Origin of the sequence: Streptomyces sp. NPDC091412 (genome assembly GCF_044756885.1) — a bacterium.
Taxonomy (GTDB): Bacteria; Actinomycetota; Actinomycetes; order Streptomycetales; family Streptomycetaceae; genus Streptomyces.
This window is the reverse complement of the sequence record NZ_JBIVTV010000001.1, coordinates 561,277-585,435: the sequence shown is the minus strand read 5'-3', so window position 1 is coordinate 585,435 and position 24,159 is coordinate 561,277. Positions and strand designations below refer to the sequence as shown.

Genomic DNA, 24,159 nt, shown 5'->3' with positions numbered 1-24,159 from the left:
GTCAGACCCCTGCCTTGCTGAGGACCGCGGGTGCCTCCGTCTGCTCGTGGAACTCGAGCTGGCGGCGCCGGTTGGGGATGAGGCCTTCCGGGCGGAAGCGCATCAGCAGTACGAGTGCGAGACCGAAGGCCAGCAGCTGGTAGTCGCCGAGGAACTGGAGCTTGGCCGGGATGAGGTAGAGCAGCGCCGCGCCGACCAGGGGGCCGCTGATGGTGCCCATGCCGCCGAGGACGACCGCGGCGAGCAGGAAGGCGGAGTTGGGCGGCACGACGTGGGCGAACTGGTACTGCTCGGGGGTCACGGTGTAGGTGACATGGGCCTGGACGGCGCCGGCGAGGCCGGCCAGGGTGGCGCCGAGGGCGAAGGCGACGAGCTTGACGCGGAAGCCGTTGATGCCCATGGCGCGCGCGGCGGTCTCGTCCTCGCGGATGGCGATCCAGGCGCGGCCGATGCGGGAGTCGCTGCTGCGCCGGAAGACCACCACGACGATCAGCGTGATGAGGAGCATCAGCAGGAAGTAGTTGGCGAACCGGGCGATGGTGAACCCGAGGAAGGTGTGCTCCTGGCCGAAGTCGAAGCCGAGGATGTTCAGGTTCGGGACCGACGAGATGCCGTTGGAGCCGTTGGTGACGTCGGGCCCGGAGGTGCCGTCCATGTTGAGGACGCCGATCCGGAAGATCTCGCCGAAGCCGAGGGTGACGATGGCGAGGTAGTCGCCGCGCAGCCGCAGGGTGGGGGCGCCGATGAGGACGCCGAAGATCATGGCGACCACACCACCGAGCAACGCCGAGGCCCAGAACGGCAGATGGAGGTTCAGGGGCGAGGACGGCGAGCCGGAGACCAGAGCCGCGGTGTAGGCGCCGACACCGAGGAAGGCGACGTAACCGAGGTCGAGCAGACCGGCGAGGCCGACGACGATGTTCAGGCCGAGTGCGACGGTGGCGAAGATCAGGATGTAGACGCCGATCGCCGCGTACTGGTCGTCGGACTGGGTGAAGGGGAAGGCGGCGGCGGCCACGAAGGCGCCGAGCATGGTGATGTTCCGGTGCTTGCTGGTGATTGCCGAGACACGGGCCACGAGCCCGGCCTTGAAGATCGCGGCGAAGCCGAAGCCGACGGTGATGAGGAAGCCGATGAAGAGCTCGTCGTACGAGGTGCTGATGCCGTACGTGAAGACGGTGAGGCCGATGGCCATGGCCACGATGATGATGAGGATCTCGGCGTAGACCGGCAGGGCGCGGGCCGGGGCGGGGGTGCCGGAGGGGATGGCGGCCCGGGCCACGGCGAGCTTGTTGCGCGTGTTGTGGCGTATCCGGTCCCAGGCGCCGTCCTCGGGGTCGGCGGGCTCGGTCGTCGGCCGCTCGAACGGCAGGGAGAGCACACCGATCACGGTGAGGACGGTGGCCACGGCGAGGATCCAGGCGCCCGGTTCGAGGTTGACCAGTCCGCCGAGCTTGCCGCTGATCGCGAGGATGGTGTACCAGGCGGTGCCGAAGGTGCCGAGTGCGGCCAGGGTGAGCGCGCCGTTGCCGCCGGCGGGCACGAGCCAGCCGAGGCCCTTGACTCCGTAGGCGGCGAGGCCGAGGAGGGCGGTGAGCACTCCGCCGATGAGGACGAGGACTTGGAGGCCGCCCGGGTAGCCGTAGACGGTGAGGTCGCCGGGGAATTCGGAGGTCCAGGTCCAGGCGAGGAAGGCGGAGACGACGGTCAGGACGGAGCCGCCGGTGGCCAGGGCGAGGCCGATGTGCTCGGGCAGGCGGATGAGGCCGGTGGGGGCGGCGCTGCCGGCGGTGGGTGCGCCGGCGGCGTCGGGTGCGGTGGTCTGTGTGGTCATCGGTGTCACGCCCTGTCCGCCACGCGCTCGCCGAGCAGGCCCTGGGGCCTGAACAGCAGCACGAGGATGAGGAGTACGAACGCCCAGACGTCGGCCCAGGACTGGCTGCCGAACTGGTGCATGCCGGGGATGTCGGAGATGTAGGCGGTGGCGAGGGTCTCGGCGACGCCGAGGACGATGCCGCCGATCATGGCGCCGTAGATGTTGCCGATGCCGCCGAGGACGGCCGCGGTGAAGGCCTTCAGACCGAGGATGAAGCCCATCCGGAACTGGATCTCGCCGTACTTCAGGCCGTAGGCGACGGATCCGACGGCGGCGAACGTGGCACCGAGGGCGAAGGCGACCACGATGATGCGGTCGGTGTTGACGCCCATCAGCTTGGCGGTGTCCGGGTCCTGCGCGGTGGCCTGCATGCCTCGTCCGGTACGGGTCTTCATGACGAAGTAGGCGAGGATGGCCATGCTGAGGGGCGCGGCGCAGAGGAGGAAGATGTCACCGGTCTGGATGGTGACGCTGCCGATCTCGAAGGGGCCTCCGGCGATCTGCGGGAAGGTGCGCGCGGACTTGGCGTCCGGGTACCAGGCCCACACCGCCTGCTGGAGCGCGAGGGAGAGGCCGATCGCGGTGATCAGGGGCGCCAGGCGTGGGCCGCCGCGCAGGGGGCGGTAGGCGAACCGTTCCGCCCCGATGGCGACGAGCACGGCGACGATGATGGCGCCGACGAGCATGAGCGGCAGCGTGATCCACATGGTGGTGCCGCCCGGCAGCCACAGGTAGACCGAGAGTGCCCCGAAGGCGCCGGTCATGAAGATCTCGCCATGGGCGAAGTTGATGAGCTGGACGATGCCATAGACCATCGTGTAGCCGATGGCGACGAGCCCGTACATGGATCCCAGTAGCAGGCCGTTGACCAGCTGCTGCGGCAGTTCGTTCACCGCATGTCCTCCGAGACGTTCGGATGTTTGACGGATTGGGGCCGGATGCGCGTGCGCGCGGGGCGCCAGTGGAACAGCGCCCCGCGCGACGGTTGAGCGGTGCTGGTGGTGACTCAGCCCGTGAAGGTCCCGGAGTGGACCGACTCCCAGGCGCCGTTCTTGACGGCGTAGACGGTGAGCTGCTTGTTGGTGGCGTCGCCGAACTCGTCGAAGGAGACCTTGCCGGTCACTCCGTCGAAGGAGACGTTCTGCATGGCCTCGGTGACCTTGGCGCGGGCGTCGGAGGGCAGCTTGCCGCCGTTGTCGTCGACGACCTTCTTGACGGCCTCGATGATGGCCCAGGCGGAGTCGTAGGAGTAGCCGCCGTAGGCGGAGTACTCCTCCTTGTAGCCGGCGGCCTTGTAGTCGGCCGTGAACTGCTTGGCGGAGTCGAGTTCCTCGACCGGGGTGCCGACGGAGGTGGCGAGGTCGCCGCCGCTGTCGGGGCCGGCCAGCTCGATGAACTTGGCGTCGTTGATGCCGTCGCCGCCGATGAGCGGGATCTTGGCGCCGGCGGCCTTGATCTGCTTGCTGAGCGGGCCGGCCTGCGGGTACTCGCCGCCGTAGTAGACGATGTCCGCGCCGGACTTCTTGACCTTGGTGGCGACCGCGGAGAAGTCCTTGGTGTCGGGGTTGATGTGCTCGGTGCCGACGACCTTGCCGCCGAGCTTCTTGAACTCGGCGGTGAAGGTGCCGGCCAGGCCGGCCCCGTAGGTCTTCTTGTCGTCGATGACGAAGACCTTCGTCTTCTTCGCCATGTTGTAGACGTACTGGGCGGCGAACGGGCCCTGGATGGCATCCGTGGTCGCGGTGCGGAAGTACGACTTGTACTGGCGCACCTTCTTGGTCCGCCAGTCGGGGCCCTGGCTGAGCGAGGGGCCGGTGTTGGCGGGGGAGACCTGGACCAGCTTGGCGTCGTCGAAGACCTTCTGCATGGACTCCGAGACGGAGGAGTTGAGGGGGCCGACGGCGCCGAGGACGTCCTTGTTGGCGACGAGCTTGACGGCGTTCTGCTGGCCCGAGGAGGGCTGGGCCTGGTCGTCCAGGGCCTGGATCTTGAAGGTGACGCCCTCGACGAACTTCTGCTTGTTGGCCGTCTTGGCGGCGAGGTCGGCGGAGTTCTTGATGCCGAGACCCATGGCGGACAGGTCGCCGGTCAGCGGGGCGTCGACGCCGATGACCACGGTGGTGCCACCGTTGCCGGAGTCCGAACCCTTGTCTCCGCCACCCCGCGAGCCGCAGGCGGTGAGGGTGAGTGCTCCCGCTGCCAGCGCTGCGGTAATGGCGATGAGTGAACGTTGACGCACGATCAGTCCTTTCCCTGGCACGGCCCCTCCCCCCTGGAAGAGGTCGAGTCGAGCGCGGAGTCGAAGAGGTAATCCGACGCGCCGTGACTGGCGGTGACTCTAGGCGTGCTCAGGGAACGTCGAGGAGAGCTTGGCCAAGGCTGTGACTCTCTTGTTATGACACGACGTAATGCAGAGCGGTACGCGGCGGGTGGAAGTGTGGAATTCAGGCAGATTCGCCCGGTCCGGATTCTGAGAACCCGCAGGACGCGCGGCGCTGCGTTCAGGCGTCTCACCAGTTTTGGTGATTACAACGAACCGTTGCCGCAGGCGACTTGCAGGGCCTGGGAGAGGCTCTGTGCATAGCGTGGCCCGAGGATGAAACTGTGCACCTGGATTGCGCGCTTATTACGCAGTGTTACGTCCAGGAAAGGGAGTCCGGCGTTCCCCGGCACTTTTCCGCATTCCTTCACATGCATGGTGATCACAACTTTGTGGGCGGATCCCGCCCTCGTGCGGAATGGGGTGCGGGGCTCGGAGGTGAGGGAAAGTCCCGCGTACGGCTGGGTGATGCCGGTGACGGTCACGGGTGGACCGGACTGCACGCTGACCAGCACCGCGAAGCTGAATGTCCTGGTTCCGGCGTCGCCGGGTGCGGCGACCGCGTCCAGGTAGGACACGTCGGTCACCAGAGAGGGGTAGGGCGGCGCCGAAGGCTGCGGCCGGGGCTGCGGCGCGTCCTGGCGGGTGGCGAACAGGTAGCCGCCGCACGCGAGGAGGAGAGCGAACGTCAGGGCCGTGAGGACGGCGCGGCGGTGCCGCCGGTACAGCCGCGCGAGAGGGGTGTGCGCGAGGCCGCCGGTGCGGGGTGGGTCGTCCGGGTCGGGCGTACCCCACGCGCGCGTGCCCTCGCCCGGTTCGAGGGGCCCGACGCCGCTCACGGCAACGGCCTCCCGCCGGGCGCGCCGACTCGATGCCGGCCGGGGCGGTCTCCTGCTGATCGACGGCACGTCAGTTCGCCGACTTGGCAGGCGGCTTGGCGCCTCCCCTCGGGGCCCGGCCGGTGCGGGGCGAGCCGGGGTGGTGCCGGGAGCGCGGCGCCGTGTCCGGGCGGGATCCGGGGTGGTGCCGGGGGTTCGGTGCCGTGCCCGGTGGGTGTGGGCTTGGCGGGGGGAGGCCTGGTCGGTGTGGGTTCGGTGTGGGCGGGCCTGGTGGGTGTGGGTTCGGTGTGGGCGGGCCTGGTGGGTGCGGGTTCGGCCTGGGCAGGCCTGGTGGGTGTGGGTTCGGTGTGGGCGGGCCCGGTGGGTGTGGGTTCGGCCCGGGCGGGCCCGGTGGGTGTGGGTTCGGCGTGGGCAGGCCCGGCGGGTGTCGGCTGGGCGTGGGCAGGTCCGACGGGTGTGGGTCCGCCGGGTGTCCGCCCGCCCGGGATGGCCGCCGACGCGTGCGGCAGGGGCGGCAGTTGGCGGCAGGACCGGCTCGACCGCGCCCCCGGCCGGGGGGCTCCTCCCGTTGTCATGGCAAGAAGCTAGGCGGCCCGGTGTCCGGGGGCAATGGTGGCGCAGGCGCCTTCGTTGCGCAGCGGCTCAGCCGGCCGCGCCGGCGGGGCCGTCGCCGGGCTTCGCGTCGCGCAGCAGGCAGGTCAGGCGGGCGCTGCACACCCGCCGGCCCTCCTCGTCGCTGATGACGACCTCGTACGTCGCCGTCGAGCGTCCCCGGTGGACGGGTGTGGCCACGCCGGTGACCAGACCGGAGCGCGCCCCGCGGTGATGGGTGCAGTTCAGGTCGACGCCGACGGCGATCTTGGAGCTGCCGCCGTGCAGCATGGCACCGACCGAGCCGAGGGTCTCGGCGAGGACGGCTGAGGCGCCGCCGTGCAGCAGCCCGTAGGGCTGGGTGTTGCCCTCCACCGGCATGGTGCCGACGACGCGCTCGGCGGACGCCTCCAGGATCTGGACGCCCATGCGGGTGCCGAGGTGTCCGGCGGAGAAGAGGGCGGGCAGGTCGACGCCGAGCGCGGCGTACTCGTCGAGAACTTCCTGCGGGAACTTCACGTTCTGCTGCTCGCCCATGGGGTCCGGCTCCGTTTCGTCCTTGATCGGCTCGGCGTCGTCCGGTTCGGCGTCGACCCGGCCACCGCATTCACTGAGCGAACGCTCAGTCGGCCGCCGATTGTTCCAGACGCACCACGACGGACTTGCTGGCCGGGGTGTTGCTGGTATCGGCGGTGGCGTCCAGCGGCACCAGCACGTTGGTCTCCGGGTAGTACGACGCGGCACAGCCCCGGGCCGTCGGATAGTGCACGACCCGGAAGCCCGGCGCCCGCCGCTCCACGCCGTCCTTCCACTCACCGACCAGATCCACGTACGACCCGTCGGCCACCCCCAGCGCCCGCGCGTCCTCCGGGTTGACCAGCACCACCCGCCGGCCGTTCTTGATCCCCCGGTAGCGGTCGTCGAGCCCGTACACCGTGGTGTTGTACTGGTCGTGCGAGCGCAGTGTCTGCAACAGCAGCCGGCCCTCGGGCAGTTCGGGGTACTCCACCGGCGCGGCGGTGAAGTTGGCCTTGCCGGTGGCCGTCGGGAAGCGGCGCTCGTCGCGCGGGGCGTGCGGCAGCGCGAAGCCGCCGGGGCGGGCCACGCGCGCGTTGAAGTCCTCGAAGCCGGGGACGACCCGGGCGATCCGGTCGCGGATCGCGGCGTAGTCCTTCTCGAACTCCTCCCACGGGACCACGGTCTTCTCGCCCAGCACCCGGCGGGCCAGCCCGCACACGATGGCCGGCTCCGACTTCAGCTCCGCGCCCGCGGGCCGCAGCCGGCCCCGGGAGGCGTGCACCATGCCCATGGAGTCCTCGACGGTGACGAACTGCTCGCCGCCGTCCTGCACGTCCCGCTCGGTACGGCCGAGGGTGGGCAGGATCAGCGCACGCGCGCCCGTGACCACGTGCGAGCGGTTGAGCTTGGTCGACACGTGCACCGTCAGCCGGGCCCGCCGCATGGCGGCCTCGGTGACGTCGGTGTCGGGGGACGCGGAGACGAAGTTGCCGCCCATGGCGAAGAACACCTTCGCCTCACCGTCGCGCAGGGCGCGGATGGCCCGTACGACGTCGTAGCCGTGCTCGCGCGGCGGCGCGAAGCCGAACTCCTTCTCCAGGGCGTCCAGGAAGTCGGGGTCCGGGCGCTCGAAGATGCCCATCGTGCGGTCGCCCTGCACGTTGGAGTGGCCGCGCACCGGGCACACGCCCGCGCCCGGACGGCCGATGTTGCCGCGCAGCAGCAGGAAGTTGACCACCTCGCGGATGGTCGGCACCGAGTGCTTGTGCTGGGTCAGACCCATCGCCCAGCACACGATGGTGCGCTCGGAGGCGAGGACCATCTCCAGCGCGCGGTCGATCTCCGCGCGCGTGAGCCCCGTCGCGGTGAGCGTCTCGTCCCAGTCGGCGGTGCGGGCGGCCTGCGCGAACTCCTCGTAGCCGTGGGTGTGCTCGCGGACGAACTGCTCGTCCACCGCGCCCTCGGTGTCGAGGATCAGCTTGTTGAGGAGACGGAAGAGGGCCTGGTCGCCGCCGATGCGGATCTGGAGGAACAGGTCGGTGAGCGCGGCGCCCTTGAGCATGCCCTGCGGGGTCTGCGGGTTCTTGAACCGCTCCAGACCCGCCTCGGGCAGCGGATTGACGCTGATGATCTTCGCGCCGCCCGCCTTGGCCTTCTCCAGGGCGGAGAGCATACGGGGGTGGTTCGTCCCCGGGTTCTGCCCGGCGACGATGATCAGGTCGGCCTTGTAGAGGTCTTCCAGGAGCACACTGCCCTTGCCGACCCCGATCGTCTCCGACAGGGCCGATCCGGAGGACTCGTGGCACATGTTGGAGCAGTCGGGCAGGTTGTTGGTGCCCAGCTCGCGCGCGAAGAGCTGGTAGAGGAACGCGGCCTCGTTGCTGGTGCGGCCGGAGGTGTAGAAGAGGGCCTCGTCGGGGGAGCCGAGGGTGGCGATCTCCTCGGCGACGATGTCGAAGGCGCGCTCCCAGGTGACCGGTTCGTAGTGATCGGCGCTCTCGGGCAGGTACATGGGGTGGGTGAGCCGCCCCTGCTGGCCCAGCCAGTACCCGCTCCGGTCCGCCAGGTCGGAAACGGAGTGTGCGGTGAAGAACTCCGGGGTGACCCGGCGCAGGGTGGCCTCCTCGGCGACCGCCTTCGCGCCGTTCTCGCAGAACTCCGCCGTGTGCCGGTGCTCCGGCTCCGGCCAGGCACAGCCCGGGCAGTCGAAGCCGTCCTTCTGGTTGACCCGCAGCAGGGTCAGCGCGGTGCGCCTCACCCCCATCTGCTGCTGGGCGATCCGCAGCGTGTGGCCGATGGCCGGCAGCCCGGCCGCCGCGTGCTGCGGCTCGGCTACCTGCGGCGCGTCCTGAACCGGATCACCCATGGGCGGCTTCGTTGCCATCGCACGCTCTCCTTCGACTGCGGTGTGTGAAGAACGTCTCCGATCCTCGCACGGCCCCCTGACAGGGCTTACGGCCGGGGACGCCGGCCGGGAAGGCCCCGCGCGACGGCCGGGCAGGCCGGACCCGGGGGCCCGTCCCGGGGGTCGCGGAGGCGGGCGGCGGGCCCGGCTGTCAGTGGCACGTGGCAGGATCGGGGACGTGGCAGAGACAGCATCGAAGAAGACCGACACCACCCCCGGCGGCGCCCGGCCGCGGCTGATGCTCATGGACGGGCACTCGCTGGCCTACCGCGCGTTCTTCGCGCTGCCCGCGGAGAACTTCACGACCGCGACGGGCCAGCCGACGAACGCCATCTACGGCTTCGCGTCGATGCTGGCCAACACCCTGCGTGACGAGGAGCCGACGCACTTCGCGGTCGCCTTCGACGTCTCCCGCAAGACCTGGCGCTCCGCGGAGTTCACCGAGTACAAGGCGAACCGCTCCAAGACCCCGGACGAGTTCAAGGGCCAGGTCGAGCTGATCGGCGAACTGCTCGACGCGATGAACGCCTCCCGCTTCGCCGTCGAGGGGTACGAGGCGGACGACGTGATCGCCACCCTCGCCACCCAGGCCGAGGCCGAGGGCTTCGAGGTGCTGATCGTCACCGGCGACCGCGACTCCTTCCAGCTGGTCTCCGAGCACACGACGGTGCTCTACCCCACCAAGGGCGTCTCCGAGCTGACCCGGTTCACCCCGGAGAAGGTGATCGAGAAGTACGGACTGACGCCGGCCCAGTACCCGGACTTCGCGGCGCTGCGCGGCGACCCGTCGGACAACCTGCCGGGCATCCCCGGTGTCGGTGAGAAGACGGCCGCGAAGTGGATCAACCAGTTCGGTTCGTTCGCCCAGCTCGTGGAGCGGGTCGAGGAGGTCAAGGGCAAGGCCGGCCAGAACCTGCGCGACCACCTGGAGTCCGTCAAGCTCAACCGCCGGCTCACCGAGCTGGAGCGGAGCGTGGAGCTGCCCAAGGCGGTCACCGACCTCGCCCGCACGCCGTACGACCGCAAGGCCGTCGCGATGGTCCTGGACACCCTGGAGATCCGCAACCCCTCCCTGCGCGAGCGGCTCTACGCCGTGGACCCGGGCGCCGAGGAGGCCGAGACCACCCCGATCACGACGGACGGGGTGCAGCTGGACGGCACCGTGCTCGGCACCGGCGAGCTGGCCGGCTGGCTCGCCGAGCACGGCACGCAGGTGCTCGGCGTGGCCACCGTCGACACCTGGGCGCTGGGCGCGGGCTCGGTCGCCGAGATCGCGCTCGCCGCGCCCGGAGGAGCGGCCGCGTGGTTCGACCCGTCGCAGCTGGACGAGGCGGACGAGAGCGCGTTCGCGGCCTGGCTGGCCGACGCGGACCGGCCCAAGGTCTTCCACAACGCCAAGGGCGCCATGCGGGTCTTCGCCGAGCACGGCTGGACCATCGAGGGCGCCGCCATGGACACCGCGCTCGCCGCCTACCTGGTCAAGCCGGGCCGCCGCTCCTTCGACCTGGACGCGCTGTCCCTGGAGTACCTGCACCGGGAGCTGGCCCCCGCCGCCGCGGCCGACGGTCAGCTCGCCTTCGGCGCGGACGAGGGAGCCGAGGCCGAGGCCCTGATGATCCAGGCCCGGGCCGTCCTCGACCTCGGCGAGGCCTTCGAGGCGCGCCTTCCGGAGGTCGGCGCGGCCGACCTGCTGCGCGACGTGGAACTGCCGACGTCCGTGCTGCTGGCCCGCATGGAGCGGCACGGCATCGCGGCGGACCGCTCCCACCTCGAGGCGATGGAGCAGACGTTCGCGGGCGCGGTGCAGCAGGCCGTGAAGGAGGCGCACGCGGCGGCCGGGCACGAGTTCAACCTCGGCTCGCCCAAGCAGCTGCAGGAAGTCCTCTTCGGCGAACTGGCCCTGCCGAAGACGAAGAAGACGAAGACGGGCTACACCACCGACGCCGACGCCCTGACATGGCTGGCCACCCAGACGGACAACGAACTGCCGGTCATCATGCTCCGCCACCGCGAGCAGGCGAAGCTGCGCGTCACCGTCGAGGGCCTGATCAAGACGATCGCGGCCGACGGCCGGATCCACACCACGTTCAACCAGACGGTCGCCGCGACCGGCCGTCTGTCGTCGACGGACCCGAACCTTCAGAACATCCCCGTCCGCACCGACGAGGGCCGGGCCATCCGGCGCGGCTTCGTGGTCGGCGAGGGCTTCGAGTCGCTGATGACGGCCGACTACAGCCAGATCGAACTGCGCGTGATGGCCCACCTGTCCGAGGACGCGGGCCTGATCGAGGCGTTCACGTCCGGCGAGGACCTGCACACCACGGCGGCCTCGCAGGTCTTCGGCGTCGACCGCTCGGCGGTGGACGCGGAGATGCGGCGCAAGATCAAGGCGATGTCCTACGGCCTGGCCTACGGGCTGTCGGCCTTCGGCCTCTCCCAGCAGCTGAACATCGAGGCGGCCGAGGCGCGCGGCCTGATGGACGCCTACTTCGAGCGTTTCGGCGGCGTACGGGACTATCTGCGCCGCGTGGTCGACGAGGCGCGGGCGACCGGCTACACCGAGACCCTCTTCGGCCGCCGCCGCTATCTGCCCGACCTCAACAGCGACAACCGCCAGCGCCGCGAGATGGCCGAGCGCATGGCCCTCAACGCGCCGATCCAGGGCACGGCGGCCGACATCGTCAAGATCGCCATGCTGCACGTGGACCGCGCCCTGCGCGAGGCCGGCCTCGCCTCCCGCATGCTCCTCCAGGTCCACGACGAAATCGTCCTGGAGATCGCCCCCGGCGAACGCGAGACCGTGGAGCGGATCGTCCGCCACGAGATGGCCGGTGCGGTACAGCTCAGCGCCCCCCTCGACGTCTCGGTCGGCGTGGGCCCGGACTGGGAGTCGGCGGCACACTAGCCTGCGGCGGGGGGCGTGGCTGGGTGCCCCGGCATCCCCCGCGACGGCGGCTCGTGGCGGCCGTGCCTTCGTGGGTGCCCCGCAGCGCGGCCTGGGGGTGCACCGTCCGGCTGGGGAGTCGTGCCGGTCCGCGATGGCGTGGCGGGGATGCCCGGGCGACGCGACGCCCTGCGACGGTGGCTCGGCCTGCCATGCCTTCCATGGCGGTTCCGCAGCGCGGCCCGCGGGTGCGCACTGCGCACCGTTCGGCCCGGAAGGCCCGCCGGCCCGGCGCGGCCTGCGGGGCGTGCCGTGTGGCGGGGGAGGCCCGTCGGTCTGCGGCGGTATGGCGGGGGCGTTTGGTGCGGTGGGGCCTCCGCGACGGTGGCTCGGCCGGCCGTCCCTTCGCCGCGGTTCCGCGGCGCCGCCCGCGCGGGCAACCGCCCGGCTCGGAAGCCCTGCCGCCACGGGCGGGTCACGGCGCGGGCGTGTCCACGGCGCGGGGTGGCCCTCGCCGTGGACATCCTGCCTGGGGCTGGGGCTGGGGCTGGGGCTGGGGCTGGGGCTGGGGCTGGGGCTGGGGCTGGGGCTGGGGCTGGGGTTGGAGCCCCGTGGGCTCCGTGCGTTCCATGCGTTCCATGCGTATTGCGTGCCGGTCTCTGGGGGCGGCTCCGCGAGCTTTGGCGTGGTCACGGCGGGGTCTTCCCTCCCGTGGCGCACGCGCGGCAGGGCTCGTCACTCACGTGGACCCCGCAGAGGCGCAGCCGTGCGCCGCGGCCGACAGGATGCGGGCATGGGTATACGCATGCTCAACCGCCGACCGGCGGTGATTCGGGCGGACATGGACGAGGTTCCGGCAGGACCACCTCCGTCGGTCCGGCCCGTCGCGGCCGACGCCAGTACGGCCCGCGTTCCCGCGGATCTGACGGCGACCCTGCGCCGTGCCGCGAGACGGCTCCGCGACCGGTGCGGCCGCGGCGATCCCGTCCTCGGGGAGACACACCCCTGGTGCTTGTGGGCGGACACCGCGCGCGGCTACCTCGCGCTGCTCCTCTCCCCGCTGCACCGACATCGCCCCGTGCGCAGCGTCACCGTCTTCGTCGCCACCGCGACCAGCACCGGAGACCGGCCGGGCGGCCCGCCCGCACACCGCTCCCGTCAGGACCGCCGGAACCACTGAGACCGGCCGGATCGGCCTCCAAGTGACGGGACCCGTCAACCTGCGGACGCCGAGCCGCTCCCACCGCCGCGACCGCCAGAGGCACCAGCACCAGCCGCACCGGCACAGCTCGCCTCATGGCCGGAACCGACCGATCCGTCCGTCCCCGGCACACCGTCCCCGCCGCCCGGAGCCCGGACACCACGCCGGAGCCTGACGTCCAGGGCGTACAGGGGCAGACCCACGGCCAGGCCCGCGCCCGCGCCGAAGCAGAGGGTCGGAATCAGTTCCCAGAGAGCGGCCGTCGACCCCCGGCCCGTCCACCAGTGCCAGGTCCGTTGCACGGCACCGGCGACCGCGCAGACCGCGATCACGGCGAAGGCCCGCCGCCGGTCCCGTACCGACAACTCGGGGACCCCCACCGGCTCACCCGCCGGAGCCCGCCGCAGCGCGTGCACCAGGAACCCGGCGATCACGACCGCCGCCACCGCCGAGCTGCCGTACTGCACGTACCAGTAGACGGGTGCCCCGGCCAACTGTCGGCCCAGCACGGGGAACAGCCGTATCCCCCACCGGTCGTGGTGGGTGAACGCGTCCCACACCACGTGCGTCAGCGCGCCCAGCGCGGCAGAGGCGTACCACCACGGCACCGACGCCGGGCGCGGTCGCGTCCAGGGCGTACCGCACCGCGTCAGCGCCGCCGACCGCCCCTGCCGGGCGCGCGGCAGCAGCGCGACGAGCGGCTCGCGCAGCAGCAGCCACACCATGACCAGCAACCAGGCGACGAGGACATCGAGGGTGAAGACCCCGGCGAAGGAGTGCGTGACCGTGCCGAACTCCATCGCCCCGGGCACAACTCCCGCCGTGTAATAGGGCAGATCGGGCGCGAAGGAGCCCGCCACGAGCACCGACGGGACCAGCCGACCGCGCCCCGTTCCGTCGCCGCGCACCGCGGGAAGTACGGCCGCCGCATGGCTCAGAGTGAACGGCAACGGGGGCTCCTCCTGGCACGCGTCGACCGGGCCGGCGGGCCCGTGTGACCATCGCCGTCCAGTATGCGCGTCGCGCGAGGGGCGCACCCGTTAACCAGTCGTGGCCAACCGGTGAAAATCGGACGTGAACGGGTCCCTATGCGAGGGAAGTTGTCGTAGGGTCACCTGGATTCGTCAACCGTGAGGCTCCGCGAGGGCAACCAGTCACACGGGTCGATCGTCACAACAGGGCGAACGGACAGACAGAGACGGACGCCCGGGCGTCCACAGGAGGGGCTCACTCTATGGCGGCGCATTTCGGCAGCAGGCTGCGCAAGGGAGCGGCAACCACGGCCGTGGCCGCAGCGGCGGTCGCGGCTCTGGCCGCCTCGCAGGCTCCCGGCGTCACCGTCGACGACCACGGCAGACAGTCCGCCGCCGGGGCGACGCCCCTGCCCGACGGGAACACCGACGACAGCGCGACCGGCGACTCGCCGTACTACACGGACCTGCCGCCCCTCAACAGCCCCAGCCCGGCGCCCGTCGTCGGCACCCCGATCTCCAAGGGCCCGGCCGAGTCCGGCATACCCGCCACCGTGCTCGACGCCTACAAGAAGGCCGAGGCCGAACTGCGCGCGTCCAAGCCGGGCTGCAACCTGCCCTGGCAACTGCTCGCCGCCATAGGCAAGGTCGAGTCCGGACACGCCCGCGGCGGCAACGTCGGCGCCGACGGCACCACGGTGTCCCCGATCCTCGGCCCGGTCCTCGACGGCAACGGCTTCGCCCACATCAGCGACACCGACCACGGCCAGTACGACGGGGACAGCAGGTACGACCGCGCGGTCGGGCCCATGCAGTTCATCCCCTCCACCTGGGCCTGGGCGGGCCGCGACGGCAACGGCGACGGCAAGAAGGACCCCAACAACATCTACGACGCCGCCCTCGCGGCCGGTCACTACCTGTGCCGCTACGGCTGGGACCTGTCCACCGACGCCGACCTCCGCAGCGCGATCCTCAGCTACAACAACTCGACGGACTATCTGAACACCGTCCTGACGTGGCTGGAGTTCTACCGCAAGGGCAGCCACTCCGTCCCGGACGGGACCGGCCCCCTGCCGTCCCACCGCAGCGACCACACGCCCGGCGCGGACCCCGCTCCGACCCCGCAGCCGCCCGCCCCGCGGGCGAGCGACAAGCCCGGCGGTTCCGGCAAGCCCGCCACGCCCGGCAAGCAGGGCGGCGGCTCCGCGAGCCCGAAACCGTCCCAGCCGGCGCAGCCGTCCCCGCCGTCCGAGCCGACTCCGCCGTCCACCCCGGGCACGCCCACCGCGCCGCCCACCGCGACCGACACCGTGCACCACCTCCAGGACGCGGGCACGGGCAAGCTCACCGCCATGGCCGGCGACGCGTTCGCGGAGAAGATCAGCACCCGTGCCGTGACCAGGGACGACAAGGCCGTCGGCAAGGTGCGGATCCGGTTCACGATCACCGGCGGCACCGACGCCGCCTTCACCGGCGGCGAGAAGGTCGCCACCGTGGCCACCGACGCCTCCGGCGTGGCCGTCGCACCCGCGCTGCGGGCCGGCGAGAAGACGGGCGACTTCACCGTCCAGGCGGCGGTCGTCGGCCGTACGCTCCCCGGCGTCGACTACACGGCCACGGTCACCGAGCGCGCCGCCGACGCCCTCACCCGCACCACCGACACCGCGCTGGTCTGCACCCCGGGCGGCGAGTTCGCCGACCAGGTCGAGGTCAAGGCCACCTACAAGGGCGCCGTCGCGGACCGGGTCGCGGCCACCGCAACCCTCGTCAAGTCGGCCGACGACCCCGCCCAGAACGACATGGGCCCCTACTTCAAGGACGCCGACGGCAAGCCCGTACGCACCCTGAAGGACCTCCAGACGGACGCCAACGGCCTGCTGAGGCTGCCGAAGCTGTACGCGGACGACACCACCGGCACGTTCCTGCTGCGCATCACCACGGCCGGTGGCGCGACGCTGACCGTGGAGCTGAAGGTGGCGGCGGCCGACACCTCGGCCGAGCCGTCCCCCAGCCCGTCGGCATCCTCGTAGCACCGGCACGGACACCATGAGGGCGCCCCGCCGCAGCGGCGGGGCGCCCTCGTGATGTCCGGCGGCCGGCCCGCTCGACCCCCGCCCGGGGGAGGGAAGCCGAACGGAGTCCCGTACCGGTCAGCGCCTGAGCCGGGTGTTGGTGTGCCGGGTCGGCTCCGCGGACGCCGGGTCCTCGGGCCAGGGGTGCTTCGGATACCGCCCGCGCAGCTCCGCCCGTACGTCCCGGTAGCCGGTCCGCCAGAAGGAGGCGAGGTCGGCGGTGACGGCGGCGGGACGCCCGGCCGGGGAGAGGAGGTGCACCAGGACCGGGACCCCGGCGACCGTGGGCGAGTCGTCCAGGCCGAACATCTCCTGGAGCTTCACGGCGAGCACGGGCCGTTCGGGATCCGCGTAGTCGATCCGGATCCGGGACCCGCTGGGCACCGTGAGCCGTTCCGGGGCCAGCTCGTCCAGCCGGACGGCGTCACCGGAGGCCCAGGGCAGCAGCCGGGTCAGCGCCTGCCCGGCGTCGATCCGCGCCAGGTCCGCGCGCCGCCGGGCCCGCCCGAGCTCCGGTTCCAGCCACTCGTCCACGCGCGCGTGCAGCGCGTCGTCGGACACGTCGGGCCAGGGGTCACCGAGGTGCCGGCGCAGGAAGGCGAGCCGTTGCCGCAGCACCTCCGCCTCCGCCGACCAGCGCAGCGGCCCGAACCCTTCCTGCCGCAACCCGTCGAGCAGCGCCGCCCGTACGAGACCGGGCCCGGCGCCCGCCAGGGGCCGCACCGCCAGCTCCACGGCCCCCAGCCGCTCGACCCGCCGCGCGACGACGTCCCCGTCGCCCCAGCGCACCTCGTCCTGTTCCGCGTGGAGCGCCCCGGCCGCGAGCCGGGCGACGTCCTCGTCGACGACCGCGGCGAGCTGCACGCGCGCGTGCCGCCTGCCCACCGGCCGATCGGCCACGGCGACGGCGATCCAGGGCGCGCCCCACAGCGGGGACCCGTCCGTGAGTTCCGCCCGGGTCCCGGAGATCATGAGATACGAGCCGCCGTCGAGCCGGGCCACCCGCTCCGGAAAGGCAAGAGCGGCAACAAGCCCAACGAGCCCCACGCCCCCGCCACCGGCTGGCGCGTCGGCGTTCTTCTCTTCCGGGCCCACGGCCCTCGCTTCGCGGTCGGTCCGTGAGCGTGCGGGTGGGGGCCCGGCGAGGCCCTTAGCCCCGGCGGCCTCCGCTCGGCCCCCGCGCCTGGCACCGGGCAGCGCTTCCGCGTTCTTCCCTTCCGGGCCCATCGCCCCCGCTTCGCGGTCGGTCCGTGAGTGTGCGGGTGGGGGCCCGGCGAGGCCTGTATCCGCGGCGGCCTCCGCTCGGGTCCCGCGCCTGGCACCGGGCAGTGCGTCGGCGTTCTTCTCTTCCGGGCCCACGGCCCTCGCTTCGCGGTCGGTCCGTGAGTGTGCGGGTGGGGGCCCGGCGAGGCCCGTAGCCCCGGCGGCCTCCGCTCGGCCCCCGCGTCCGGCGTCGGGCAGCGCTTCCGCGTTCTTCCCCTCCGGGCCCACCGCCTCGGCCTGGCGGTCCGTCCGTGAGCGCGCCGTCCCGGTGGACCTGTCGGAGACCTCCGACACGGCGGCCCGCAGTCGCCGGACCTCCGCTCGCCACCGCGTCGCGTACGCGTCACCTCCGCGCCGGGCGGCGCGCAGCGCCGCGGCGAGATCGTCCCCGTACTCCCGCGGCAGCTCCTCGCTCAGCAGTGCCACGACCTCCGCGGCCCGCTCGGCCCCGCCGACGGCGGACGCGTCCAGCAGGGCCCGCAGCCGTGGATGCACCCCCAGCCGCGCCAGCGACCGTCCCCGTTCCGTGGCCCGTCCGGCGGGGTCCACCGCGCCCACGGCCGTCAGCACCTCCCGGGCCGCCGCCATCGCCCCGCCCGGCGGCGGGTCCGGCAACGCGAGGCCGGAAGCGTCCGGATCGCCCCAGCAGGCCGCCTGAAGGGCGAACGCCGTCAGATCCGCCACCTTGATCTCCGGCGCGGGAAAGGCGGGCAGACGTGCCTCCTCGGCCTCCGCCCAGCACCGGTACACCGCGCCCGGCGCCTCGCGTCCGGCACGTCCCGCCCGCTGCCGCCCGGAGGCCCGTGAGGCCCGTACCGTCGTCAGCGCGCTCAGCCCGCGCGCGTGGTCCACGCGGGGCTCCCGCGCGAGCCCCGAGTCGACGACCACCCGCACTCCGGGCACCGTCAGCGACGACTCGGCGACCGAGGTCGCGAGCACCACGCGGCGCCGCCGCCCCGGCACCAGCACCGCGTCCTGAACGTCCGCCGGCGCCCGCCCGTGCACCTGGAGCACGTCCACGTCCCCGAGATCCCCCAGCAGACCCCCGACACGCCCGATCTCGCCCACGCCCGGCAGGAAGCACAGCACGTCCCCCGCGCGCTCGGCCAGCGCCCGCCGCACCACCGACGCCACATGCGTCAGCAGCGCGGGGTCCACCCGCATCCCGTGCGGCGGCCGTACCGGCCGGGCCGGCGGCGCCCACAGCACCTCCACCGGATGCGACACGCCGTGCGCCTCGACCACCGGCGCCCCGCCCAGCAGCCGCGCCCACACGCGCGCGTCCGTGGTGGCCGAGGCGGCCACAAGACGCAGCTCCGGCCGCAGTGCCTCGCGCACGTCCCACAGGAACGCCGCCACCGTGTCCGCGTCCAGATGCCGCTGGTGGCACTCGTCGAGCACCACCACGTCGACGCCCGCCAGCTCCTGGTCCCGCTGGAGCCGCTGGAGCAGCACACCGGTCGTGACGACCTCCACGCGCGCGTGGCGCCCGACGACACGCTCCCCGCGCACGGTGTAGCCGACGCTCTCGCCGACCTTCTCGCCCAGCAGCCACGCCATCCGCCGGGCCGCCGCACGCGCCGCGATCCGCCGCGGCTCGGCCACGACCACCCGCCGTGCGGGCCCCTCACCCAGCAGCCCGGCCAGCGCCAGAGGCACCAGCGTGGTCTTGCCCGTGCCGGGCGGTGCCACCAGGACCGCGGTCCCGTGGCCGTCCAGGGCCTCGTGAAGGGCCGGCAGCGCGCCGCGCACCGGCAACGCGCCCAGCTCGTCGTGGCGGATCACGCGCTCAGTCCCGTACTCCCGCACCCGGTCCCCCGGTCCCGCACTCACTCCCGCGTTCAGTCCCGTACGCAGACGAAGATCGCCGTTCCCGGGATCAGATTCCCGCGCAGCGGCGACCAGCCGCCCCACTCGGAGGTGTTCCAGGCCGGCCACTCCGGCTCGACCAGGTCCACCAGCCGGAAGCCCGACGCCACCACGTCGCGCACCCGGTCCCCGACGGTCCGGTGGTGCTCGACGTACACCGCGCGGCCGTCCTCGTCCTGCTCGACGTACGGCGTGCGGTCGAAGTAGGAGCCGGACACCGACAGCCCCTCCGGGCCGGGCTCGTCCGGGAACGCCCAGCGGATCGGATGCGTCACCGAGAACACGAGCCGCCCGCCCGGCCGCAGCACCCGGCGCACCTCCCGCAGCACCGCGCGCGGGTCGGCGACGAACGGCAGCGCCCCGTACGCCGAGCACGCCAGGTCGAAGGAGCCGTCCGCGAACGGCAGCGCGCCCGCGTCGGCGCACACCAGCGGCAACGCTCCGCCGATGCGCAGCGCGTGCTGGAGCTGGCGGTGCGACAGGTCCAGGGCGACCGGGCGCGCCCCCTGCCCGGCCAGCCAGCGCGAGCACTGCGCCGCGCCGGCCCCGATCTCCAGGACGTCCTTGTCCTTGAGGTCCTCGGGGTCGCCGAGCAGCCCCGCCTCCACCTCGTCCAGGCCCTCCGGTCCCCACACGAAACGGTCGTCGCCGAGGAACGTGCCGTGCTCGATCTGGTACTCGTCCGCGTTGCGGTCCCACCAGCCCCGGTTGGCCCGGGAGCTCTCCGCGGCACCGGCCTCGCGCCGGGTGGCCTCCGGTTCGGCCGGTTCGAACTGTTCGGACGGTGCTGACTCTTGGATGATCGGCTCCCTCGTACTAATCTGCGGGCTCTCCCGTCCGGTCGGTCCCGGCACTGTCAACAAAGGGACCGACTCGGGTCTGCGTGGCCTCGGGAGACGGGTTTTCTGCCGGATATGGGGCGATCTGCCCCGGCTGTGCGGCTTCGCGCATTGACCCTGCCCGGCTGCCCCCGTATGCTACAAGTTGCGCTGCGGGCCTGCGCGCCTCAGACGGAGCAGGCTGCGCTCGCCCTGTATGTCCCCTCGGTTGTCGAGGCGCCACCGATTTTGTGTGGCGCTTCCTTGGCTGTCCGGCTTCTGCAGAGCGAAACGGGCTCCCGGCGTAATGCAGTACCTACGACTTCAATGTCCGTACCGGAGCCCTTTCCCACATGACGAGCAGCACCGAGACCACCGCCACCACCCCGCAGGTAGCGGTCAACGACATCGGTAACGAGGAAGCCTTCCTCGCCGCGATCGACGAGACGATCAAGTACTTCAACGACGGCGACATCGTCGACGGCGTCATCGTGAAGGTCGACCGGGACGAGGTCCTGCTCGACATCGGTTACAAGACCGAAGGTGTCATCCCGAGCCGCGAGCTCTCGATCAAGCACGACGTCGACCCGAACGAGGTCGTGGCCGTCGGCGACGAGATCGAGGCCCTGGTCCTCCAGAAGGAGGACAAGGAAGGCCGCCTGATCCTCTCGAAGAAGCGCGCCCAGTACGAGCGTGCCTGGGGCACCATCGAGAAGATCAAGGAAGAGGACGGCATCGTCACCGGTACCGTCATCGAGGTCGTCAAGGGTGGTCTCATCCTCGACATCGGCCTCCGTGGCTTCCTCCCGGCCTCCCTCGTCGAGATGCGCCGTGTCCGCGACCTCCAGCCGTACGTCGGCAAGGAGCTCGAGGCCAAGATCATCGAGCTGGACAAGAACCGCAACAACGTGGTCCTGTCCCGCCGTGCCTGGCTGGAGCAGACCCAGTCCGAGGTCCGCCAGACGTTCCTCACGACCCTCCAGAAGGGTCAGGTCCGCTCCGGTGTGGTCTCCTCGATCGTCAACTTCGGTGCCTTCGTGGACCTGGGTGGCGTCGACGGTCTGGTCCACGTCTCCGAGCTGTCCTGGAAGCACATCGACCACCCGTCCGAGGTTGTCGAGGTCGGCCAGGAGGTCACCGTCGAGGTTCTCGACGTCGACATGGACCGCGAGCGTGTCTCCCTGTCGCTGAAGGCGACCCAGGAAGACCCGTGGCAGCAGTTCGCCCGCACCCACCAGATCGGCCAGGTCGTGCCCGGCAAGGTCACGAAGCTGGTTCCGTTCGGTGCGTTCGTCCGCGTGGACGAGGGCATCGAGGGTCTGGTCCACATCTCCGAGCTGGCCGAGCGCCACGTGGAGATCCCGGAGCAGGTCGTCCAGGTCAACGACGAGATCTTCGTCAAGGTCATCGACATCGACCTCGAGCGTCGCCGCATCAGCCTCTCGCTGAAGCAGGCCAACGAGGCCTTCGGTGCCGACCCGTCCGCGGTCGAGTTCGACCCGACCCTGTACGGCATGGCCGCGTCCTACGACGACCAGGGCAACTACATCTACCCCGAGGGCTTCGACCCCGAGACCAACGACTGGCTCGAGGGCTACGAGACCCAGCGCGAGGCGTGGGAGCACCAGTACGCCGAGGCGCAGTCCCGCTTCGAGCAGCACCAGCAGCAGGTCATCAAGTCCCGCGAGGCGGACGCCGCTGCCGCCGCCGAGGGTGGCGAGGCCGCCGCTCCGGCCGCGTCCGGCGGTTCGTACTCCTCCGAGGGTGGCGACAACTCCGGCGCCCTGGCGTCGGACGAGGCGCTGGCCGCGCTCCGCGAGAAGCTGGCCGGCGGCCAGAGCTGAGCTCCCGCACAGGGGCCCAGCCGCTGAGGCTCAGCCGATGACTTGAAGGGCCGCACCCGTTCCGGGTGCGGCCCTTCGGGCTGTTCGGGGTACCTCGCGGCCACTTGCGGCCGACGGGGAATGCGAACGTCCCACAGCTCGTTGTGAACCTACGAATACGAGGAGGGGCGGTCACACAGTGCTTGATCCGCAGGGTTTGTACGCATGGGAGCCGAAGGGTCTGGCCGTCGTCGACATGGCGCTCGCCCAGGAGTCGGCCGGCCTTGTCCTGCTCTACCACTTCGACGGATACATCGACGCGGGGGAGACCGGCGACCAGATCGTCGATCGGCTGCTGGACTCGCAGCCCCACCAGGTCGTGGCGCGCTTCGACCACGACCGGCTCGTGGACTACCGGGCCCGCCGCCCGCTGCTGACGTTTCAGCGGGACCGCTGGACCGAGTACGAGGTGCCGGGCATCGAGGTGCGTCTCGTCCAGGACGCCACCGGCGCGCCGTTCCTGCTGCTGTCCGGGCCCGAGCCCGACGTGGAGTGGGAGCGTTTCGCGGCGGCCGTACGGCAGATCATCGAGCGTCTCGGCGTACGCCTGTCGGTGAACTTCCACGGCATCCCCATGGGCGTCCCGCACACCCGCCCGGTGGGCCTGACGCCGCACGGCAACCGCAGTGACCTGGTACCGGGCCACCGCAGCCCGTTCGAGGAGGCACAGGTGCCGGGCAGCGCGGAGGCGCTGCTGGAGTACCGCCTGATGCAGGCCGGGCACGACGTGCTGGGCGTGGCCGCGCACGTGCCGCACTACATCGCGCGTTCCCCGTACCCGGACGCGGCGCTGACGGCCCTGGAGGCCATCACCTCGGCCACCGGGCTGGTCCTGCCGAACGTCGCCCACGCCCTGCGCAACGAGGCCCACCGCACCCAGACCGAGATCGACCGGCAGATCCGCGAGGGCGACGAGGAGCTCACCTCCCTCGTCCAGGGCCTCGAGCACCAGTACGACGCCGCCGCGGGCGCGGAGACCCGGGGCAACATGCTCGCCGAGCCCGTCGAGATCCCGTCGGCGGACGAGATCGGCCGCGAGTTCGAACGCTTCCTGGCGGAGCGGGAGGGCGAGAACTGACGCGGGGTGCGTGAGCCGGCGGGGGAGGGCAAGAGGTGGTGCCCGCCCGGCGGGCGGGCCGCCGGGGACAGGGCCTAAGCTGCCGCTCATGCTGAGAGTGGGCCTCACCGGGGGCATCGGTGCCGGTAAGAGCGAGGTGTCGCGGCTGCTCGTGGAGTGCGGGGCGGTGCTGATCGACGCCGACCGCATCGCACGCGAGGTCGTCGCTCCGGGCACGCCCGGCCTCGCGGCGGTCGTCGACGCCTTCGGCCCGGACGTGCTGACCGAGGACGGGAGCCTGGACCGGCCCAGGCTGGGTTCCGTCGTCTTCGCCGACTCCGGGAAGCTGGCCGTCCTGAACTCGATCGTGCACCCCCTGGTGCGCGCCCGCTCCCGCGAACTGGAGGAGGCCGCCGCCGAGGACGCCGTCGTGGTCCACGACGTCCCGCTCCTCACGGAGAACGGCCTGGCCCCGCTCTACGACCTCGTGATCGTCGTGGACGCGAGCCCGGCGACCCAGCTCGACCGGCTCCTGCGGCTGCGCGGGATGACCGAGGAGGACGCACGCGCGCGCATGGGCGCGCAGGCGACCCGGGAGAAGCGCCTGGAGATCGCGGACATCGTCATCGACAACGACGTACCGTTGGAGCGGCTCGAGCGGCGGGTGCGGGAGGTCTGGGCGGAGCTGGTCCGCAGGGCGCACACGCCCCGTCGGGCGTACCGGGAACAGGGATCCCAGGAATAGGGCTGCCCGGCCGGGGCGTTGAACCACCTCGGCCAGGGAAGGAAGCAGTCGTGCCCGAACGTACTCCGGAGACCCACGTCATCGACTACCGCGCCGCCGAGAAGCTGCTCGCCGCGCGGGACCCGCGGGGCGCGGTCAAGCTGCTCGACCGGGTCATAGCCGCCCATCCAGAGAACACCTCCGCCCGGCTGCTGCGCGCCCGCGCCTTCTTCGCAGCCGCCCAGCTCCGGCCCGCGGAGCTGGAGTTCACCATCGTGCTGGAGCGCGAACCGGACAACGCGTACGCGCACTTCGCACTCGCCCGCACCTACGAGCGGCAGGGCCGCCCCGACGAGGCCAGGCGCCACTTCCGGCTGGCCGCCGCGCTGGACCCGAACCCGGAGTACCTGCAACGGGCGCGGTTCGACACCTGACGGCCGCCTGCGGCCGGCCGTCCTTCGCGCGGCCGGCGGCCGGCGGCTACCGCTGTCGGTCGTCCGGCGGCCAGTACGGCGGTACGTCCCGCCCCGGCTGGTAGTGCGGACCCTGCCGCAGGTGCCGGACGACCACCGTGAGGTCGACGGCCATCACCAGCCACAGCACCCCGCAGGCCGCCGCCCAGCCGGGCCGTCCGACCAGCACGAAGATCACCGTGCCGAAGCCCGCCCAGACCAGCCCCCACACACTCAGCCAGAACCGCGCCCGCAGGGCACTGCGCGCGGTGGCGGGTTCACTGCCTGTACGCATCGCCGATCTCCACTCCTCCTTGCAACGTAACTCTGGCCCGGGCCGCACTCCAAAGCCGTGCCGGCCTCACTCGGACGGGTGAATCAGGCTGGGAGGGGAACGGCCGTGCGGAGGCGGGCCG

At 72.0% G+C, this 24,159-nt stretch carries 17 protein-coding genes; 7 read left to right on the top strand and 10 right to left on the bottom strand.

Annotated elements, in window-relative coordinates; translation table 11 throughout:
* Position 1 precedes the first annotated feature (1 nt).
* From ACIQMV_RS02660 to ACIQMV_RS02635, 6 genes are all read right to left on the bottom strand, one after another.
* Positions 2 to 1,834, bottom strand: a complete 1,833-nt coding sequence (locus tag ACIQMV_RS02660; RefSeq protein ID WP_402590577.1) for a branched-chain amino acid ABC transporter permease — start codon at positions 1,832 to 1,834, stop codon at positions 2 to 4.
* 5 nt (positions 1,835 to 1,839) lie between these two features.
* The gene (locus ACIQMV_RS02655; RefSeq protein WP_402590575.1) at positions 1,840 to 2,769 is read right to left on the bottom strand and encodes a branched-chain amino acid ABC transporter permease; all 930 of its coding nucleotides are present in this window, start codon (positions 2,767 to 2,769) and stop codon (positions 1,840 to 1,842) included.
* Positions 2,770 to 2,882: 113 nt separating this feature from the next.
* Positions 2,883 to 4,115 (bottom strand): branched-chain amino acid ABC transporter substrate-binding protein, encoded by a 1,233-nt coding sequence (locus ACIQMV_RS02650; RefSeq protein ID WP_402590573.1) that lies wholly within the window; start codon positions 4,113 to 4,115, stop codon positions 2,883 to 2,885.
* Positions 4,116 to 4,402: 287 nt separating this feature from the next.
* Positions 4,403 to 5,035 (bottom strand): Tat pathway signal sequence domain protein, encoded by a 633-nt coding sequence (locus tag ACIQMV_RS02645; RefSeq protein ID WP_402590571.1) that lies wholly within the window; start codon positions 5,033 to 5,035, stop codon positions 4,403 to 4,405.
* Positions 5,036 to 5,677: 642 nt separating this feature from the next.
* Complete coding sequence (locus tag ACIQMV_RS02640; protein ID WP_141361891.1) at positions 5,678 to 6,163, bottom strand: PaaI family thioesterase; 486 nt, start codon at positions 6,161 to 6,163, stop codon at positions 5,678 to 5,680.
* A gap of 85 nt (positions 6,164 to 6,248) precedes the next feature.
* Positions 6,249 to 8,528, bottom strand: coding sequence for an FdhF/YdeP family oxidoreductase (locus tag ACIQMV_RS02635; RefSeq protein ID WP_402590569.1), 2,280 nt, complete (start codon positions 8,526 to 8,528; stop codon positions 6,249 to 6,251).
* Between the two features lie 199 nt (positions 8,529 to 8,727).
* On the opposite strand from ACIQMV_RS02635, the gene polA reads away from it, so the two are divergent.
* Together polA and ACIQMV_RS02625 are read left to right on the top strand one after the other, a co-directional pair.
* Positions 8,728 to 11,454 (top strand): DNA polymerase I, encoded by a 2,727-nt coding sequence (gene polA, locus ACIQMV_RS02630; protein WP_402590567.1) that lies wholly within the window; start codon positions 8,728 to 8,730, stop codon positions 11,452 to 11,454.
* 772 nt (positions 11,455 to 12,226) lie between these two features.
* The gene (locus ACIQMV_RS02625) at positions 12,227 to 12,613 is read left to right on the top strand and encodes a hypothetical protein (RefSeq protein WP_253266206.1); all 387 of its coding nucleotides are present in this window, start codon (positions 12,227 to 12,229) and stop codon (positions 12,611 to 12,613) included.
* Between the two features lie 35 nt (positions 12,614 to 12,648).
* On the opposite strand, the gene ACIQMV_RS02620 is transcribed toward ACIQMV_RS02625, so the two are convergent.
* Positions 12,649 to 13,584: a DUF4184 family protein gene (locus ACIQMV_RS02620; RefSeq protein WP_402590565.1), complete on the bottom strand. Its 936-nt coding sequence runs from the start codon at positions 13,582 to 13,584 to the stop codon at positions 12,649 to 12,651.
* Positions 13,585 to 13,868: 284 nt separating this feature from the next.
* Here ACIQMV_RS02620 and ACIQMV_RS02615 point away from each other — a divergent pair, with 284 nt between their 5' ends.
* Positions 13,869 to 15,635 carry a lytic transglycosylase domain-containing protein gene (locus ACIQMV_RS02615; protein ID WP_402590563.1) on the top strand — a complete coding sequence of 589 codons (1,767 nt, stop codon included), beginning with the start codon at positions 13,869 to 13,871 and terminating at the stop codon, positions 15,633 to 15,635.
* Positions 15,636 to 15,755: 120 nt separating this feature from the next.
* On the opposite strand, the gene ACIQMV_RS02610 is transcribed toward ACIQMV_RS02615, so the two are convergent.
* Together ACIQMV_RS02610 and ACIQMV_RS02605 are read right to left on the bottom strand one after the other, a co-directional pair.
* Positions 15,756 to 18,725, bottom strand: a complete 2,970-nt coding sequence (locus tag ACIQMV_RS02610) for an ATP-dependent RNA helicase (protein WP_402590561.1) — start codon at positions 18,723 to 18,725, stop codon at positions 15,756 to 15,758.
* 56 nt (positions 18,726 to 18,781) lie between these two features.
* Positions 18,782 to 19,663 carry a class I SAM-dependent methyltransferase gene (locus ACIQMV_RS02605; RefSeq protein WP_141361903.1) on the bottom strand — a complete coding sequence of 294 codons (882 nt, stop codon included), beginning with the start codon at positions 19,661 to 19,663 and terminating at the stop codon, positions 18,782 to 18,784.
* Between the two features lie 317 nt (positions 19,664 to 19,980).
* On the opposite strand from ACIQMV_RS02605, the gene rpsA reads away from it, so the two are divergent.
* From rpsA to ACIQMV_RS02585, 4 genes are all read left to right on the top strand, one after another.
* Entirely contained in the window at positions 19,981 to 21,471 is a 1,491-nt protein-coding gene (gene rpsA, locus ACIQMV_RS02600) for a 30S ribosomal protein S1 (protein ID WP_141361905.1), read from the top strand.
* Between the two features lie 178 nt (positions 21,472 to 21,649).
* Positions 21,650 to 22,588 carry a PAC2 family protein gene (locus ACIQMV_RS02595; RefSeq protein WP_402590558.1) on the top strand — a complete coding sequence of 313 codons (939 nt, stop codon included), beginning with the start codon at positions 21,650 to 21,652 and terminating at the stop codon, positions 22,586 to 22,588.
* An 88-nt stretch (positions 22,589 to 22,676) separates the two neighbouring features.
* Positions 22,677 to 23,312: a dephospho-CoA kinase gene (gene coaE, locus ACIQMV_RS02590; RefSeq protein ID WP_388472856.1), complete on the top strand. Its 636-nt coding sequence runs from the start codon at positions 22,677 to 22,679 to the stop codon at positions 23,310 to 23,312.
* Positions 23,313 to 23,362: 50 nt separating this feature from the next.
* Positions 23,363 to 23,725 (top strand): tetratricopeptide repeat protein, encoded by a 363-nt coding sequence (locus ACIQMV_RS02585; protein ID WP_141361911.1) that lies wholly within the window; start codon positions 23,363 to 23,365, stop codon positions 23,723 to 23,725.
* Positions 23,726 to 23,771: 46 nt separating this feature from the next.
* On the opposite strand, the gene ACIQMV_RS02580 is transcribed toward ACIQMV_RS02585, so the two are convergent.
* The gene (locus ACIQMV_RS02580; RefSeq protein ID WP_141361913.1) at positions 23,772 to 24,038 is read right to left on the bottom strand and encodes a DUF6343 family protein; all 267 of its coding nucleotides are present in this window, start codon (positions 24,036 to 24,038) and stop codon (positions 23,772 to 23,774) included.
* Positions 24,039 to 24,159: the final 121 nt, after the last annotated feature.

Excerpts from the sequence above, each read along its gene's own strand:
- ACIQMV_RS02660 (WP_402590577.1), bottom strand. The coding sequence starts at position 1,834 with ATGACCACACAGACCACCGCACCCGACGCCGCCGGCGCACCCACCGCC.
- ACIQMV_RS02635 (WP_402590569.1), bottom strand. The coding sequence starts at position 8,528 with ATGGCAACGAAGCCGCCCATGGGTGATCCGGTTCAGGACGCGCCGCAG.
- ACIQMV_RS02640 (WP_141361891.1), bottom strand. The coding sequence starts at position 6,163 with ATGGGCGAGCAGCAGAACGTGAAGTTCCCGCAGGAAGTTCTCGACGAG.
- rpsA (WP_141361905.1), top strand. The coding sequence starts at position 19,981 with ATGACGAGCAGCACCGAGACCACCGCCACCACCCCGCAGGTAGCGGTC.
- ACIQMV_RS02580 (WP_141361913.1), bottom strand. The coding sequence starts at position 24,038 with ATGCGTACAGGCAGTGAACCCGCCACCGCGCGCAGTGCCCTGCGGGCG.
- ACIQMV_RS02625 (WP_253266206.1), top strand. The coding sequence starts at position 12,227 with ATGGGTATACGCATGCTCAACCGCCGACCGGCGGTGATTCGGGCGGAC.
- coaE (WP_388472856.1), top strand. The coding sequence starts at position 22,677 with ATGCTGAGAGTGGGCCTCACCGGGGGCATCGGTGCCGGTAAGAGCGAG.
- ACIQMV_RS02615 (WP_402590563.1), top strand. The coding sequence starts at position 13,869 with ATGGCGGCGCATTTCGGCAGCAGGCTGCGCAAGGGAGCGGCAACCACG.